Origin of the sequence: Octadecabacter temperatus (assembly GCF_001187845.1) — a bacterium.
Classification (GTDB): domain Bacteria; phylum Pseudomonadota; class Alphaproteobacteria; order Rhodobacterales; family Rhodobacteraceae; genus Octadecabacter; species Octadecabacter temperatus.
This window is the reverse complement of the sequence record NZ_CP012160.1, coordinates 2,058,962-2,074,831: the sequence shown is the minus strand read 5'-3', so window position 1 is coordinate 2,074,831 and position 15,870 is coordinate 2,058,962. Positions and strand designations below refer to the sequence as shown.

The window sequence follows — 15,870 nt, the reverse complement described above, 5'->3', positions numbered from 1 at the left end:
TTTTCGTTATTCTTTGACCCCACCCATCAGAATTCCTTTTTCGAAATACTTCTGGATGAAAGGGTAGACGATGATGACTGGAATGATCGAACAAACGATAATTGCAGCAGACACCGTTTCGGCCGAGTAGTTGGTTGATGCGAGTGTTGCCCCGAATTCGTGGTCATCCGAAAGCGTCGCAATTGTGTGGCGCAGGTAGACTTGCAACGGGATCTTGTCTTCGTCGCGCAGCAAAACCATCGCCCAGAAAAAGCCGTTCCAGCGAGACACGAGGCAGAACAGAGCTACGGTAGCGATGGCAGGTTTGGCTAGCGGCACATAGACCTTCCACAAAACCTGAAAGTCGTTGGCGCCGTCCATTCGTGCGGCTTCTTCAAATGAACTTGGAACGCCTTCAAAGAAGTTGCGCAGCAAGATCAGGTTAAAGCCGTTCACTGCGAAACCGATGATGATGCCGATATAGCTGTCCAGCAATCCAAGGTCGCGCATGTTTAAGAAGAACGGGATCAGGCCCGCGTTGAACCACATGGTGAACGCTACCATCAGGTTGAAGAAACGGCGGCCAAACAGCTGTGGACGTGACAGGGCATAGGCGCCCGGGATCAAGAACAGCAGGGAACAAATCGTGCCGAAGATCGTGTAGAAGAATGTGTTGCCGTAAGACACCCAGAACATGCGTTGTGACAGGATGTATTTGTAGGCTTCGAATGTTGTCTCAATCGGGGTCAGAACGACCTGCCCAGCACGTGCCGCAAAGCCAGAGCTGAAGGACAGAGACCCGATATAGATGAACGGATACATGGTTGAGACCGTAAAGACCGCAATCAGGATCATGTTGATGATGACGAAACGCTTATCGCCAGCGGAATAGAGGTTGAGATTAGCCACGTTGATATCCTCCTACCACAGTGATGTGCGCGAGTAGCGCTTAGCGATTGAGTTGGCGCCGATGACGAGAACGAATGCGACGACAGCGTTGAACAAGCCCGCAGCAGCAGCAAAGTCGTACTGACCGTTCTGCAAACCTTGACGGTAGATGAAGGTGTTCACGACGTCGGCGGTTTCATAGGTGCTTGGCTGATAGAGCAGGATGATCATCTCGAAGGAAACTTCGAGCATGTTACCGATGCGGATGATCAACATGATGATCAGCGTCGGTAGGATGCATGGAATGGTGATTTTCCACATCATCTGCCAACGCGTGGCCCCATCAACAACCGCCGACTCGTAAAGTGTGGGAGACACGCCAGCGATGGCAGCAAGGTATACGATGGATTGGAAGCCCGCCTCTTGCCAGATGGTCGTGCCGATAAAGATCGGGCGGAACCATTCGGGTTTTGTCAGGAAGTAAACAGCATCCATTCCAAACCAACCCATCACGGTGTTCACGATACCCGCAGATGGAGAGAACGCCGTGATCACGATACCCGCAATGATAACGGATGAGATGAAGTGCGGCAGGTAAACGATTGTTTGAGCTGTGCTTTTAAACTTACGATTCAGGATTTCGTTGAACATAAGCGCAAGAATGATCGGCACAGGGAAGCCAATAACAAGGCTCCAGAAACTGATCGCGATGGTGTTTCTTAGCGCCCGCGTAAAGCCTTCGCTGCCGAACAACGTCTCGAAATGTTCAAACCCGATCCAAGGGCTGGCCGCGACGCCTTTAAAGATACTGTAGTCCTTGAACGCGATCTGCAGGCCGTACATTGGCTTATACAGAAACACGATCAACCAGATGATCGTTGGGAGAAGCAGCACATAAAGCTGCCAGTCGCGTTTGAGGTGATCGGCGATACGCGTCACTCGTGAGCGTTGCGTGTAGGCCACTTTGGGCGTGTCGGCCTTATGCCCGTCCGCGCCGTTCATGCTTCACGCGTTTGGCCAGACAGGGCCAAGCCAGTTTTCGCGTCAAATACTTTGATCAGGTCTGGCTTCGCCGTAAAGCCAGTGACGGCCTCGAGCGTGTCCATGTTGCCGAGCGTATCGGTGCGGATCACAAAGGGCTCATCGCCAACAGTCGTGTGCAGCAGTGCTTCGGACCCGAGCGTTTCAACCAGCTCAAGATCACAGGCAACAGAACCAGGCGTCGCTTCAGTAGCGATCTGCGCATATTCAGGACGGATACCGACAGTCACCTTGCGGCCAACTGAGTTTTGCAATCCTGAGAGCTTTGACAGGGCCAGCTGCCCACCAGCAAAACTAGCAACCGGAGACGTATCCCCTTCGCCAATCGTGGCTTCGATCATATTCATCGGGGGTGCGCCCAAGAAACCAGCGACAAAAGCATTTACTGGATTGAGGAATAGCTCCATCGGCGTGCCGATTTGCTCAATCCGGCCATCGTTCATCACAACGATACGGTCAGCGAGAGTCATCGCTTCGACCTGATCGTGCGTCACATAGATGGACGTAACGCCAAGGCGCTTGTGCAAACGTTTGATTTCAGCGCGCATCTGCGTGCGCAGCTTGGCGTCTAGGTTTGAAAGGGGCTCATCGAACAGAAACACTTTCGGGCGGCGAACAATCGCACGGCCCATAGCAACGCGCTGACGTTGCCCACCAGACAGATCAGACGGCTTGCGTTCTAGGTAATCTGTGAGCCCGAGAATGCCGGCAACTTCGTCAACGGAAGCTGCGATTTCTTCTTTGCTGTTCTTGCGGATTTTAAGGCCGAACGCGATGTTGTTTGCCACATCAAGGTGCGGATAAAGTGCGTAGTTTTGGAAAACCATCGCCACATCGCGGTCCTTTGGGGCGACACGGTTCATGACGCGACCATCGATGGTCAGCTCACCACCAGAAATTTCCTCAAGACCTGCGACCATGCGCAACGTCGTGGACTTACCGCAACCGGACGGTCCGACAAGAACGACAAATTCTTTTTCTTTAACTTCAAGGTCGATTCCGTGAACGACCTGCACCGCGCCATACGCTTTAACGATGCTCTCCAACTTTACGCCAGACATTAGTATCCCCCCTAGTGCGCTTTCGCGCTGTGCCTCCCGAGTGGACGAAAGAATCGCCCAATTTGATCTGGTATACCAGTTCTCAATCTGGACTACTAGTATTGATTTGTGCGTAAATTGCGGCTCTGATGGCTGGGATACAATGAGGCTAGCATGCGTATAACGAATGTAAAGATCACACCGATCGCAATTCCCGATGTTCCATTGGCGAATACTAAAGGCGTGCATCCGTCCGTGTTCTTACGTGCTATTATTGAGGTTGAGACTGACACAGGTTTGACGGGTCTCGGTGAGGCGTATGGTGCAGCTCGTACGTTGAAGGGACTGCAAACTGTGGCGCCTACACTTGAAGGTCTCGACCCATATAACCTTCGTGACTTGCGCCAGCGCGTTGAAACCGCATTGCCAGAAGGGGGTGGCGTCAATGCGCCAACTGCCTTGGCAGATCATAAGGTTGTCGATGTTGTCTACAGTGCGTTCGAGATCGCGCTGCTGGATATTCGTGGCAAAGAAATCGATCGGCCTTTGTATGATTTGCTCGGCGGTGCTGTGCGTAAGACCATCCCGTTTGGGGGGTATTTGTTTTACAAGTTTGCCAAGCAGGACCTAACGTTCGGTCCCGACATCATGGGCGAAGTGATGACGCCGGATGCGCTGATAGAACAAGCGAAAGAGTTTTCTGCCAAATACGGGTTCAAGTCGTGGAAACTGAAGGGCGGAGTTCTTCATCCCGACCTAGAGGTCGAAACCATGTTGAAGCTGCGCGAAACGTTTCCGACACATGGATTGCGCATTGACCCGATGGGCGCTTGGTCTCCGAAGACAGCACTGAAAGTCATCAAAGATCTTGGGGGCGTTGAAGGTGGGGTGCTGGAGTACCTTGAAGATCCTTGCCGCGGTATGGATGCGATGGCGGAGCTTTCGGCGCAAACGGATATGCCTTTGGCCACGAATTTGGTCGTCGTCGAGTTCGACGAGATCATCGAGGCCGTTAAAAAGGACGCGGTGCAGATCGTGCTGTCGGACCATCACTATTGGCGCGGAGCGACCGGAGCGATTCACCTTGGTGAGATGTGTCGCGCGGCGAACTTGGGTGTTTCGATGCATTCTAACTCGCATCTTGGAATTTCCCTCGCTGCGATGTGTCATGTGGCCGCTGCGACACCAAATCTGACCTATGATTGCGATACGCATTACCCATGGTCCGCCAAAGAGATCATCAAAGGTGGGCGTCCGACGTTCCAGAATGGCACGCTTCAAGTCCCTGAAGGGCCCGGACTAGGGGTTGAACTGGATCATGAAGCCGTCGCGCAACTGCATGACCTTTACAACACCGCGATGGTTCAAGATCGTGACGATACTGACGAAATGCTGAAGTACATTCCTGATTACGTTCGAAAGGTACCTCGTTGGTGAGCCAACCTTATACGTCCGTTCGAAAGGTTTGTCTTTTGGGACAAACCTTACTAGAAAGCCTGCAATTGTGGAGAATTAATCATGCCTAGCGCAAACCAAGTTCGTGATCGACGCACCAGTGTGGATGTTGTGTTCGACCATCTGCGCGATGAGATCGCCTCTTTGAATTTGCTGCCAGGGGACAAGATTTCCGAAGCAGAGATTGCTGCGCAATTTGGCGTGTCGCGTCAGCCGGTCCGAGATGCATTCAGCCGCCTTGAGAACCTTGACCTTCTGTTGATCCGCCCGCAGCGCGCTACGGAAGTGAAGCGCTTTTCCATGCGTGAGATTGAAAAATCACGATTTGTACGTGCTTCTGTTGAGTCTGAAATACTGCGCCGTGCAGCGCAGCATTGCGATGCCATTGGCGCGTCCCAATTAGACGCAAGCCTAATCCAGCAAACCGCAGTTGTTGAAGCCGATGACTACGATCGATTTGGCGCGTTGGATTATCAATTCCACCAAACCCTATGTGAAATCGCCAAAGTCGACTTCGCGTTCGAAGTCATCAAGCAAGAGAAAGCCAACGTAGACCGTTTGTGCATGTTGAGCTTGTCCAAAGTGAACCGTTTGAGCCAGCTTTTGGACGACCACAAAGCGATTACAGAATGCGTCCGCAATCACGATGGTGACGGGGCTGTCGCAGCTGGAATGATTCACCTCTCACGTTTGGATGCCACGATCGACGCAATCTTGGATGCACACGGGGACTATTTCGACCCATAGGGCGGATAAATCAGTCGTCAAAAACCTGTGCGCGTTTCCAGTTGCCCGTGAAAAGGCGTAAGTGGAATGGCGGAAACTTGACCAGTTCTTCGATCAGGACCAGTGCAAATACCCATGCGATGTGCAGATCCAAATAGATCACGAACAGAATGGTTAGTGGGACTTTGAATACCCATTGCCCCAATAAGAATATGTTCATAACCCGCACCGTATCGCCCGCCGCACGTAGCGTTTGACCGCAGATGGCGTTCGATCCCTTTGGGAACGGCAAAAGAAGCAGCACAGGTAGGAATGTCATCAGGTACGCGCGGGTCTGTTGCTGAAGGTCATCGTAAAGACGATCCGACATTAGGATTATCACCAAATATGCAAGCGCCACAAAAACGGATGCAACAAATGAGGCGCGCCATGCGCGGCTGAGGAATTCATCCAAGCTCGCCTCGTCGAGGTCTTTGCCGAGCAGTTGTGCCACCGCGATGCCGACGGCCTGTGCCCAAGCCATACCGAAGACGCCAGCTGTCTGGACCCACGGCATGATGAGCGTCATAGCGGCGAATTCGTTGACCGTCATCGTAGCGTAAACAAGCATGCTTACCTGCGTGCCGATAGACATGCTGATAAAGGTCGCGGCAATCGGTAACGAGAACAGCCAGTGCCGTTTCAGCGCATGGCGAAACGTGTCTTTCGACCACCCCTTCGCGGCAATGATATCGCCTTCGCTGCGCCAGAACCGCCAGCCCAAAAACGCGACCCGCGCGGCCGCTGCCGCCGCACTACCATAGGCCGCGCCAACAACGCCAAGTTCTGGGAAACCGTATAGGCCATAGATCAACACAATGCTGAGCCCGATGTTGATCGGCATCGCGATTAGGTAGCTATAAAACGACAGCTTTGTGTTTCCGCAACCGTTGAAATGGCTGGACAAGCATTGGCCGACGGCTTCGAACACAACCAACCAAAGAAAGACGTGAAGGTAGCCAATTGCTTGGTCGGCAATTTCGGGTGTGTGGGCAAAGTAGTCGATTATCTGATCGCCAAAGAATATGACCACGACCAAGCCAAGGGCGGTTGCTGCAAGGTTGATCAGCAGTCCGCAAAAAAAGCTGGTCTTCAGAGCAACGGGACCCGCTGCACCAAAGGCTTGCGCAATTCTGATCTGGGTTGCGTTCGAGAAAGAAAACAGGATGCCCAACAGCAAACCTGCAAGCGCGCCGGCCAATCCCATCGCCGCAAGGGCGGCCTCACCGAGGGGCGCGACGAGATAGGCATCAACGACAATGATACCGTGCAGCATGATCGCTTTGAGGCCAAGCGGCCAAGCCAACCCAAACAGATCACGCGTTGAAGGGGTGCCCCGATTTTGGGCCGTCTGTGACAAAACGCGATCCTCGGGTTTGTGGTTTGAGGGTGCTTAACACGAACTCTGGGATACTAGAATTGAAAAGGGTGTGGTTTAGGCCGCAATCGTACCCAAACGCGTCCCAACGCCGTCTCGGGCTAAGATCGCGCGCCACCAGTCCTCGTTATCAAGGAACCACTGAACGGTTTTCTCAAGGCCTTCATGTAACGTCACGGAGGGCCGCCATCCAAGTTCCGCCGAGATGCGGGATGCGTCAATTGCAGTACGTTCATCGTGGCCGGGACGGTCTGAAACAAAGGCGATTTGATCCGCATACGGACTGCCCGTAGGGCGTTTATCGTCCAATAGCGCGCAAATGGTTTTCACCAGATCAATATTGCGGACTTCGTTGTTGCCCCCGATGGTGTAGCTGCGGTTTGCCGCACTGCCTTTTAAGACGGCTAACAAAGCATCCGCGTGGTCGTCAACAAACAGCCAGTCACGAATGTTCTCCCCAGTGCCATAGATTGGAATGTCTTTGCCCGCCAATGCGTTGATAATCACCACAGGGATCAGCTTTTCGGGGAAATGGTATGGCCCGTAATTGTTTGAGCAGTTCGTAAGGAGAACTGGCAGGCCATAGGTCTCGCCCCATGCGCGCACGAGATGATCGCTCGCAGCCTTCGAAGCGGAGTAGGGCGAGCGAGGCGCGTAGGGCGTGGTTTCGCTGAACTTGCCGGCTTCGCCAAGCGAGCCGAAAACTTCATCCGTTGAGACATGTAAAAACCGGAACGTCCTGGGCTTTCCTTGGGAAACCCAATGGGTCCGCGCCGCTTCGAGGAGATTAAAGGTGCCGGTCACATTGGTTTCAACAAAAACGCATGGGCCGTCAATTGATCGGTCTACATGGCTTTCGGCAGCAAGGTGCATAACTGCGGTCGGGCTATGGGCTTCGAATACCTGCGATAGGGCTGCGGCGTCGCGAATGTCGGCTTTGACGAAGGAGTAAAGGGGATTGTCTTGCACGTTTTTGAGGTTGTTGGAGCAGGCGGCGTATGTGAGGGCATCGACATTCACCACGCGCATCCCACGTGCAATTGCAGCGCGGACAGCGGCAGATCCGATAAACCCAGCACCACCAGTTACCAACAAGGTCATTGGGTAACGTCCCAGGTGAACGGGCTTTGCAGGTCGGCGAATTTCCCTGCGACCGCGTCTTTATCAGAGAGGACGGCGTCGGTTGCGTGCACGCCCCAATCAAACCAATGTCTGGATCATTCCAAAGGAGACCATGTTCCGCTTGGGGTGCGTATTCGTGCGAACATTTGTAGACGACCTCGGTTTGCGGTTCACGTGTTACGAAGCCGTGCGCGAACCCTGCTGGAACCAATAATTGACGCCCGTTTTCGAAACTAAGTTCAACCCCTGTCCATTTTCCGTAAGTTGGAGAGCCCGCGCGAATATCAACTGAAACATCAAAACACGACCCGCGCCCGCAGCGCACCAGCTTTGTTTGGGCGAAAGGTGGAGATTGGAAGTGCAGCCCACGCACTGTGCCAGCGGCCAATGAAAACGAGTGATTGTCTTGAACAAAAGCGATGTCGATACCGCCCTTTGTGAGTGCGTTAAGATTGTAGGATTCAGAAAAGAACCCGCGTTGGTCTGTGAAGCGGTCGGGCGTGATGACAAGCACGCCGTCCAAATCAGTCGTCTCGATTTTTACAGCCATTGCGAACCCTTCGCGGAATACCAACACCAGTGACAAGACGTCGATAGGTGTTGGTTAACGGATACTGGATCGCGGTTAATGAAGTGTTACGACGAGTATCCAGGGAACGGAAATCTCTTTAAAATAAGAAGTCACCTTCATCCAGCAGGTTGATGTCCACGTTCTCGATCAGCACAGAGCTATTTGTGCCAGTTATGATGACCACATGATCGCCGATTTGCGTCATGGCGTTCAAAACGTCGGCGTAGTTCACGATCTGATCAACGCGTGCAAAATCAATACGTTCCAAGGTGTTGTTCGCGTCGAAGTCCAGAATGATATCGTGACCGTGATTGTCTTCGAACACAAAACGATCCGCATTGAAATTTCCGGCAAGAGTGTCGTCCCCTGCGCCGCCGACAACCGTATCAAAACCTGATCCACCATAGAGCGTATCTGCGCCGTCTTCCCCAAGAAGCATGTCGTTACCAGAGCCGCCAAAGAAGCGGTCATCGCCAGTCCCACCCCATGCAGTGTCATTTCCATCGCCGCCAAAATGCCCGTCATTTCCGTCGCCGCCAGAAAGAAGATCATCGCCCACACCACCGAAAAGCCGATCTAACCCAAGATCGCCAAACAGGGTGTCGTTGCCTGCGTCGCCATAAATATTGTCGGCCTGATGTCCGCCATCCATGATGTCGTCACCATCGCCACCCACCAATAGGTCGTAACCTGCGCTGCCGAACATCGTGTCATTGCCCGCGCCGCCCCAAAGGCCGTCAACGGTGATGCCGTAGTTGCTCCCAGCATCCATGTAGTCATCCCCGTCACCGCCATAAAGTCGGTCCGCCGTGGTGCCAGCCCACAGGAAATCATCGCCGTTGCCGCCAAATAGCCAATCGTAGCCGTCGCCCCCAATAAGCTGATCTGCGCCATCATCACCGTACAGCGTGTCGGCGTGATCTTCGCCATAAAGGACGTCGTCTCCTGTGCCGCCATGCAACGTGTCAAAGCCAATACCGCCAAATAGGTGATCGTTGCCGCTTTCGCCCTCAAGAATATCCGCACCACCGTCACCAGCGAGTTGGTCGTTGCCAGACCCGCCCGCAATGGTGTCGTCCCCAGAAAGCCCGAAAACAGTATCATTGGTGCTTGAGGCGGCGATGTCATCGGGCGCATTGGTGCCGTTGGTCACGGTGCCGTTGGTCGACGGAACCATGTTCGGTGTCCCTAAACGGTTCAATTGGTCTGGGGGCGTACCAGGTAAGATAGTTGGCGAGAGTTCCTGAACAGTCGGTGTGACCGGCCCATAAAGCGACGTGTCATAGAGCGACGGATCGACGCCCATTCGATTGCCGATGATGACATTCAAATGCGTGAAATCATCGGCACCAAGGGCCGTCCCATCAGAGCTATAGACGTCGAGCACGGAGTCGAAAAACTGTAGTTCAGCGCCCCAAGTGTAGGACGTGATATGCAAATTGTTGAGCCCGCCAATGAGGCTGAGCGCGGAAAGATCTAGCACGTCTTCGTTGGGATCAAAGTCGGTGATGATGTCGGTGTATTCATCTTTCACCAAAATAAAGAGGTCCGCGCCGATCGAGCCAGTCATGACATCAAGGCCATTACCGTCGATGATGGTGTCCTCGCCGTTATTTCCGGTCAGTGTATCGTTTCCATCGCCGCCGATGATGATGTCGTCATTGGCTTGGCCATTAATCGTATCATCGCCACCAGTCCCGAGCTTAACCTTACCAATGTCATCAAAGGTGATGTCATACTCGACAAGGTAGGGCGCGCCTTGGGTCGTTGCGAAGACACGCGCGCCGTTTACTGTTTGGGTCGCGGTGATGCCCGTAATCCCCTGCAACGGAGAACCGACACTGCCCGCAATTGTTTCAACGTGTTGGAGACGACCTTCGCTGAGCAGTGCAAACAGGCTGATGCCATCATCCGCGCCCGCGGCAAGAACGTAATCCACTCCGTTCATAGTGACCGTCGTGACGTGGGATGCAGATTCAAACCGCGTGTCGAGCGTATCAAACAGGTGATCGACAACCCGCATTTCTTCGCCATTGTTCGCAATTTCCAAAACCGAGAGCGTGCTGCTACCAGATGATGCGAGGATCGCGTAAAGCCCGCCGTCAATTCCGTTTGCAAAGGTTATTGCTCCGGGGTCGTTAACCCAAAGCCCGTTGTCGTTGGTCAGGTTATGCAGATGCACAAGGTCGCCGTTACCGTTTTCGTGAAATAGGGACACAGTGTCAGACGCACCGTAACTGACCAGCGCAATCGCATCACCGTTGTGGGTCGCCGTTTCAATATGGGTCGCAACCGCGCTGGACAGGGAATTCGGGACGGATATGGTTTCATATCCCAGCGACCCGTTCGCGTTGAACGTAACCTGCGCCAGTCCTCCATCGTTAAGCGCGACAAGTCCATTTGAGGAGCCATCCCAAAGAGCGATCGTGCTGATGTTTGCGGCATCCATACCGGACGCGGACCAATCAGTTGCTACATCAAAGGGCGATGTTGCGCCGTCGGGGGAAAGGGTAACGCCTTGCAAGTCGGCATCGTTGAGGCCGGCCAAAAACAGCTCAAACGTGTTAGCGCCCGTGTCGCGGATCGCTAGGTCGGTGGTTTCCAAATGCAAGTACGACGCATCAATTTCCCAAGCACCAACTTCAATGGCATCGCCAGCATCACTGCCCAAATCAAACGCGGTCAGCCAGCCATCCCCACGCGTTGCAACGAACAACATCGGGCCGTCAGCGGTGTCCAGAATTTGCACGTCCGTAATCCCGATATGCGGATTATCCTCAATCGGACCGCCGAACACGGAGACGGCACCATAAGCTGAAAAAGACGCTAGCATTTTAATCCCAAAACCATCTCACCGAAGACACTTGTGCGGTTTCGTTCGGGCAAAGAGCGGCGCCAAATCGGGGCAGAGGGGGGGCAATCCCGGCGAATTTTAGATGATCTTTCAGGAGTCGAGGTGTTGCATAGATCCGCTTTGGTGCGAACGCAGGGTTTTCATCTTCTTAAGTTGGAAATCGGACGGTGCAGCAAATGCACCTCAATGCCATTTTCTGAACGCGCCAGATATTTCCTTGAAAGGACGCCCCTATGTCAGACCAATCCCAGATTCTATCGATGCCTTATATTCAGCCAGCTCAGGCGCAAAAACACGTCACGCACAATGAGGCGTTATTCTTGTTGGATGCGGTCGTGCAGTTGGCGGTTGAAGATGTGAACCTGACCGCGCCACCCGCTAGTCCTGGGGCGAATGAACGCTACATTGTCGGTGCGTCCGCAACGGGGGCCTGGGCAGGTAATGACAACAGTGTTGCGCTTTACGCAAATGGCGCATGGACGTTCTTTACCCCCGTCGCGGGTTGGCATGCAGATATTCTATCAACGGGTGAAACACTGCGATTTGATGGCACGAACTGGGTCTACCCAACCAGCGCACCGCTACAGAATGTGGATCATGTGGGCGTGAATGCGGCTGCAGATGACACCAACCGATTGACGGTTGCCGCTGATGCGACGTTGCTGACAAATGATGGTGACGGCCACCAGTTGAAAGTGAATAAGGCCGCGCCGGCGGACACCGCTAGCCTGTTGTTTCAAACCGGTTACTCGGGGCGCGCTGAAATGGGCACGACGGGGGGCGATGACTTCACAATCAAGGTCTCGGACGACGGCTCAAGCTACCGCGATGCAATCGTAGTTGAGGCGGACACAGGTGCCGTTCAGATGCCGCAAGGCCAGTGTTACTTTGAAGACCTCTTTATTTTGAACGACACTTCTTACAACATGCCAATCCCGTTCTCGGACCCTGCGCGGATTTTGATGTGGCTGTCTGTCAACATCATCGGTCGCTTCTACCTTTTCTCGATCACAGGTAACCTGAGTGGTGCGAATAATTTTGGGTCGATGTTCATCAGCCCTCCAGGATCGTTGAACTTCCTGAGCGGGCCGCTCACCGGAACAACAGGCCCCGCCAACGCAATCAACATTTCTGTCGATACAACGGCGGCAACCAAGCAGCTGTACATCGAAAACCGCCTCGGTTCGAACCGGTTCTTCACACTGTCCACGATGGGCAAGTAAGGCGTTTCCCAACCAAACTTCTGAACGGAGAAAAACATGTCCACGACAAAACCAATTGATGATGCACCAAAAGTTGTTGAATACCGAATTTTCAATTTACCCGGCCACGGACGGGTGCGCGCACCTGTTACGATGACAGAAGAAAGCTTGATCGCAGCATTGCACGCCGATGACCCGACGGTCGCGTTTAAGTAACGTAAACGCATGTTAGTAACTGTTAACGATTGTGAAAGTTTTCGAATTTAGTGTGTGTTCCTTAGAAACAGGACCCTGAACACATGAATAGTTTGAGACGTCATTCGTCCTCTGGTTTTGGAAACCCGCAATGACGATTTTAGTCTTTGGAAAAACGGGGCAGGTGGCGACTGAATTGTCGCCCCTGTCCGACGTGCTTTGCCTTGGTCGCGCGGATGTTGACCTGACTGACCCGATGGCCTGCGCCAATGCGATTGCGTCACATCGCCCGCGCGCCGTGATCAACGCCGCTGCCTATACCGACGTCGACGGCGCCGAGGTTGAAGAAAACATCGCGCAGGTCGTGAATACACGTGCACCGCATGCGATGGCACGGGCTTGCGCCGACATCGATATCCCGTTTGTGCATATTTCAACCGACTATGTCTTTGACGGTTCTGGTTCGGAACCGTGGACGTCAGATCACCAGCCGAACCCGCAAAATGCTTACGGGCGAACCAAGATTGCCGGTGAGGCTGCGATACGTGAAATTGGGGGCCGCTTTGCGATTTTGCGCACGTCATGGGTGTTTTCGGCCCATGGCAAAAACTTTGTGAAATCCATGCTCAAATTTGGCGCGACACGGGGCGAGCTTTGTGTGGTGTCAGACCAAATTGGCGGCCCAACCCCAGCGCGCGAAATTGCGTTGGCCTGTCATGCCATTGCCAAAGCGTTAATGGATGCACCTGAAAAGGCCGGCGTGTATCATCTGTCTGGGACGCCTGATTGTAACCGTGCCGATTTCGCCCGCCAAATTTTCAACGCCGCTAAAGTGTCCTGCAAGGTAGATGAAATTCCGTCATCGCAGTTCCCTACGCCAGCGGAACGTCCGTTGAACTCGCGGTTGGACTGTCAGGGATTAGAGCAAACTTTTGGTGTACGACGCCCAGATTGGCGTGCATATTTACGCGACCAGTTAACTGAAAATTAACGACGCTTCGACACTACTGGCGGACATGCGCAAAGGTATAATTCTAGCTGGCGGAACGGGCTCTAGGTTGTATCCAATAACAATTGGCGTGTCCAAGCACCTTTTGCCGATTTACGACAAACCGATGATCTATTACCCGATCAGTGTTTTGATGTTGGCAGGCATCCGTGTCATCGCGATCACCACAACGCCCCAAGACCAGTGCCAGTTTCAACGCACGCTTGGCGATGGCAGCCAATGGGGGATTTCGCTTTCCTATATTGTGCAGCCGTCCCCGGATGGGTTGGCGCAGGCTTATTTACTGGCAGAGAATTTCTTGAACGGCGCGCCTTCAGCGATGGTGTTGGGGGACAATATTTTCTTTGGGCATGGTTTGCCTGAGATACTGCATGACGCAAATCAGCATACCGACGGCGGAACTATCTTTGGCTATCGCGTTGCCGATCCAAACCGCTATGGCGTTGTCGACTTCGACGACAATGGCGTCGCGCAGCAGATCATCGAAAAGCCGATCGAGCCGCCGTCAAACTACGCAGTTACAGGTCTATATTTTCTTGACGCAGATGCCCCCAAACTTGCGCGTGATGTTCGCCCATCTCAACGTGGTGAGCTTGAAATCACCTCCCTGTTGGAGATGTATTTGGAGGCCGGAAAACTGCGGGTGAATAAAATGGGGCGCGGCTATGCATGGTTGGATACCGGTACGCACGCAAGCCTGCTGGATGCTGGAAACTTTGTGCGGACACTAACGCAGCGACAAGGGCTTCAAACCGGTTGCTTGGAAGAAATCGCCCACGCGCAGGGTTGGATTTGTGACGAAACGCTTTGCGCATTGGCTGCACGGTTCTCAAAGAACAGCTACGGCACGTATTTGAATGGTTTGCTCGACTAACGCGAGGCTCCGCGCACCTTATTCGCGCGCATAATCATCCTCATAGCGGACAATGTCGTCTTCACCCAAGTAACTTCCAGTCTGCACTTCGATGAGTTCCATCGGCACATGGCCAGGGTTTTCAAGTCGGTGTTTAGCACCCAACGGCACGTAGATTGACTGGTTTTCAGATACGAGGCGCACATCATCCCCAACCGTAACGCGCGCGGTGCCTGCGACGACGATCCAGTGCTCCGAGCGATGAACATGGCTTTGCAAGCTAAGCGCAGCACCGGGCTTTACGACGATCCGTTTGACCTGAAAACGGTCGCGCAGGGTTAGCGTTTCGAAATAGCCCCATGGCCGATAATCGCGGGGGAAGGTGTCTGCTTGGCGGACCTTTCGCGCGCGTATTTCCTTTACCACGACACCCAAATCAGCCACGCGGCTGCGGTCTGCAACCAACACCGCATCCGGCATCGCAATCGCAACGATATTGTTAAGGCCAAGACCGACAAGCTGCACATCATCGCTTTCAGAACGCAGCAAGCTGTCCGTGCAATCCACCGCCAAACTTGGGCCATGTGTGCTTACACCCGCGTCATCAACGGGCATTTGTTTTTGGATCGCATCCCAGCCGCCGAGATCAGACCAATCGCCTTCGTGTTCGATCACGGCAAGATTGTCCGCCTTTTCCATGATGGCGAAGTCGATAGAAATATCTTCGCAAGCCGCCCAAGCGGTCGGATCAAGGCGCAAAAAGCCTAGATCATGACGGGCGTCGGCAACCGATGTTTTGACGGTCTCCAGCATATCAGGTGCGTGCTTTGAAAACGCCGTTACCAACGTGCTGGCCTTGTACAAAAAGATACCAGCGTTCCAAAGGAACCGATCCGTTGCCAACATGTCCTGCGCAGTTTGCAGGTTCGGTTTTTCAACGAAACGGCGCAAGGCGATGCAGCCGTCAGGCGTTTCATCCGCGAGTTCAAGGTAACCATATCCAGTTTCGGGATGTGTTGGCATTATGCCAAACGTCACGATCTGCCCGCCGCGGGCACAAGGAATGGCGCGTTCAACGCTGGCGAGGAATGCCTCAGTATCTTTGATGAAATGGTCAGACGGGGCGGCAAGTATCAGAGCGTCCGGATCGTCATCTGCCACTTTCAACGCTGCCGCGAGGAGCGCAGGGGCGGTGTTTCGTGCTTCCGGTTCAATCAACACCGCGCCAGGATCAATGCCGACATCAGACAGTTGTTGGGTCGCCGTGAAACGAAAGTCGGAGTTGGTCACAATGACAGGGGCAGCAAAGGATGTTGATGTAAATCGTGAGGCTGACTGCTGAAACAGGCTGCTGTCCCCAATGAGTTTGGTGAACTGCTTGGGGTAGCTTTTGCGCGAAAGGGGCCACAGCCGCGTACCTGATCCGCCGCATAGAATGACTGGGGTGATGGTGTGCTTTGTCATTGCTCTCACTCAATACTCATTTCAGCGCTTCGCGGCTGCCTGCCTGTGTTTTGC

At 53.6% G+C, this 15,870-nt stretch carries 13 protein-coding genes and 1 pseudogene; 6 read left to right on the top strand and 8 right to left on the bottom strand.

From position 1 onward, the window contains the following. Window positions 1-6 precede the first annotated feature (6 nt). From OSB_RS10430 to OSB_RS10420, 3 genes are read right to left on the bottom strand one after another with little or no spacing between them, the layout of a single operon-like run. On the bottom strand, window positions 7-888 hold the full coding sequence (locus tag OSB_RS10430) for a carbohydrate ABC transporter permease (RefSeq protein WP_049834944.1): 882 nt from the start codon (window positions 886-888) through the stop codon (window positions 7-9). Window positions 889-900: 12 nt separating this feature from the next. After that, window positions 901-1,869, bottom strand: coding sequence for an ABC transporter permease (locus tag OSB_RS10425; protein WP_049834943.1), 969 nt, complete (start codon window positions 1,867-1,869; stop codon window positions 901-903). After that, window positions 1,866-2,969 (bottom strand): ABC transporter ATP-binding protein, encoded by a 1,104-nt coding sequence (locus OSB_RS10420; RefSeq protein ID WP_049834942.1) that lies wholly within the window; start codon window positions 2,967-2,969, stop codon window positions 1,866-1,868. Before OSB_RS10420 ends, OSB_RS10425 begins: the two co-directional genes overlap by 4 nt. 153 nt (window positions 2,970-3,122) lie before the next feature. On the opposite strand from OSB_RS10420, the gene OSB_RS10415 reads away from it, so the two are divergent. Beyond that, entirely contained in the window at window positions 3,123-4,385 is a 1,263-nt protein-coding gene (locus OSB_RS10415) for an enolase C-terminal domain-like protein (protein WP_049834941.1), read from the top strand. An 81-nt stretch (window positions 4,386-4,466) separates the two neighbouring features. Next, window positions 4,467-5,150, top strand: coding sequence for a GntR family transcriptional regulator (locus OSB_RS10410; RefSeq protein WP_049834940.1), 684 nt, complete (start codon window positions 4,467-4,469; stop codon window positions 5,148-5,150). A 10-nt stretch (window positions 5,151-5,160) separates the two neighbouring features. Here OSB_RS10410 and OSB_RS10405 read toward each other — a convergent pair whose 3' ends face one another. The 4 genes and pseudogenes from OSB_RS10405 to OSB_RS10395 form a co-directional block, all read right to left on the bottom strand. After that, window positions 5,161-6,528: an MATE family efflux transporter gene (locus OSB_RS10405; RefSeq protein ID WP_049834939.1), complete on the bottom strand. Its 1,368-nt coding sequence runs from the start codon at window positions 6,526-6,528 to the stop codon at window positions 5,161-5,163. Window positions 6,529-6,603: 75 nt separating this feature from the next. After that, complete coding sequence (gene rfbB, locus OSB_RS10400; protein WP_049834938.1) at window positions 6,604-7,647, bottom strand: dTDP-glucose 4,6-dehydratase; 1,044 nt, start codon at window positions 7,645-7,647, stop codon at window positions 6,604-6,606. Then, a pseudogene (gene rfbC, locus OSB_RS16520) lies at window positions 7,644-8,218 on the bottom strand (dTDP-4-dehydrorhamnose 3,5-epimerase). Before rfbC ends, rfbB begins: the two are co-directional and overlap by 4 nt. 118 nt (window positions 8,219-8,336) lie before the next feature. Next, window positions 8,337-11,072 carry a calcium-binding protein gene (locus OSB_RS10395; protein WP_049834937.1) on the bottom strand — a complete coding sequence of 912 codons (2,736 nt, stop codon included), beginning with the start codon at window positions 11,070-11,072 and terminating at the stop codon, window positions 8,337-8,339. A 254-nt stretch (window positions 11,073-11,326) separates the two neighbouring features. Here OSB_RS10395 and OSB_RS10390 point away from each other — a divergent pair, with 254 nt between their 5' ends. The 4 genes from OSB_RS10390 to rfbA all read left to right on the top strand — a co-directional run bounded on the left by OSB_RS10390 (window position 11,327) and on the right by rfbA (window position 14,373). Beyond that, window positions 11,327-12,316 (top strand): DUF2793 domain-containing protein, encoded by a 990-nt coding sequence (locus OSB_RS10390; RefSeq protein ID WP_049834936.1) that lies wholly within the window; start codon window positions 11,327-11,329, stop codon window positions 12,314-12,316. A 36-nt stretch (window positions 12,317-12,352) separates the two neighbouring features. Beyond that, entirely contained in the window at window positions 12,353-12,511 is a 159-nt protein-coding gene (locus tag OSB_RS16705) for a hypothetical protein (RefSeq protein ID WP_158454116.1), read from the top strand. A 130-nt stretch (window positions 12,512-12,641) separates the two neighbouring features. After that, on the top strand, window positions 12,642-13,481 hold the full coding sequence (gene rfbD, locus OSB_RS10385; RefSeq protein WP_049834935.1) for a dTDP-4-dehydrorhamnose reductase: 840 nt from the start codon (window positions 12,642-12,644) through the stop codon (window positions 13,479-13,481). Between the two features lie 25 nt (window positions 13,482-13,506). After that, window positions 13,507-14,373, top strand: a complete 867-nt coding sequence (gene rfbA / locus OSB_RS10380; RefSeq protein ID WP_049834934.1) for a glucose-1-phosphate thymidylyltransferase RfbA — start codon at window positions 13,507-13,509, stop codon at window positions 14,371-14,373. A gap of 18 nt (window positions 14,374-14,391) precedes the next feature. Here the strand turns inward: rfbA and OSB_RS10375 are convergent, their stop codons facing one another. Beyond that, window positions 14,392-15,816, bottom strand: coding sequence for a mannose-1-phosphate guanylyltransferase/mannose-6-phosphate isomerase (locus OSB_RS10375; protein ID WP_049834933.1), 1,425 nt, complete (start codon window positions 15,814-15,816; stop codon window positions 14,392-14,394). Window positions 15,817-15,870 lie beyond the last annotated feature (54 nt).

What these genes read in the sequence shown, in the direction of transcription:
- OSB_RS10410 (WP_049834940.1), top strand. Translation starts at nt 4,467, where the DNA reads ATGCCTAGCGCAAACCAAGTTCGTGATCGACGCACCAGTGTGGATGTT.
- rfbD (WP_049834935.1), top strand. Translation starts at nt 12,642, where the DNA reads ATGACGATTTTAGTCTTTGGAAAAACGGGGCAGGTGGCGACTGAATTG.
- rfbA (WP_049834934.1), top strand. Translation starts at nt 13,507, where the DNA reads ATGCGCAAAGGTATAATTCTAGCTGGCGGAACGGGCTCTAGGTTGTAT.
- OSB_RS10390 (WP_049834936.1), top strand. Translation starts at nt 11,327, where the DNA reads ATGTCAGACCAATCCCAGATTCTATCGATGCCTTATATTCAGCCAGCT.
- OSB_RS10415 (WP_049834941.1), top strand. Translation starts at nt 3,123, where the DNA reads ATGCGTATAACGAATGTAAAGATCACACCGATCGCAATTCCCGATGTT.
- OSB_RS10425 (WP_049834943.1), bottom strand. Translation starts at nt 1,869, where the DNA reads ATGAACGGCGCGGACGGGCATAAGGCCGACACGCCCAAAGTGGCCTAC.
- OSB_RS10420 (WP_049834942.1), bottom strand. Translation starts at nt 2,969, where the DNA reads ATGTCTGGCGTAAAGTTGGAGAGCATCGTTAAAGCGTATGGCGCGGTG.
- OSB_RS16705 (WP_158454116.1), top strand. Translation starts at nt 12,353, where the DNA reads ATGTCCACGACAAAACCAATTGATGATGCACCAAAAGTTGTTGAATAC.
- OSB_RS10375 (WP_049834933.1), bottom strand. Translation starts at nt 15,816, where the DNA reads ATGACAAAGCACACCATCACCCCAGTCATTCTATGCGGCGGATCAGGT.
- OSB_RS10395 (WP_049834937.1), bottom strand. Translation starts at nt 11,072, where the DNA reads ATGCTAGCGTCTTTTTCAGCTTATGGTGCCGTCTCCGTGTTCGGCGGT.
- rfbB (WP_049834938.1), bottom strand. Translation starts at nt 7,647, where the DNA reads ATGACCTTGTTGGTAACTGGTGGTGCTGGGTTTATCGGATCTGCCGCT.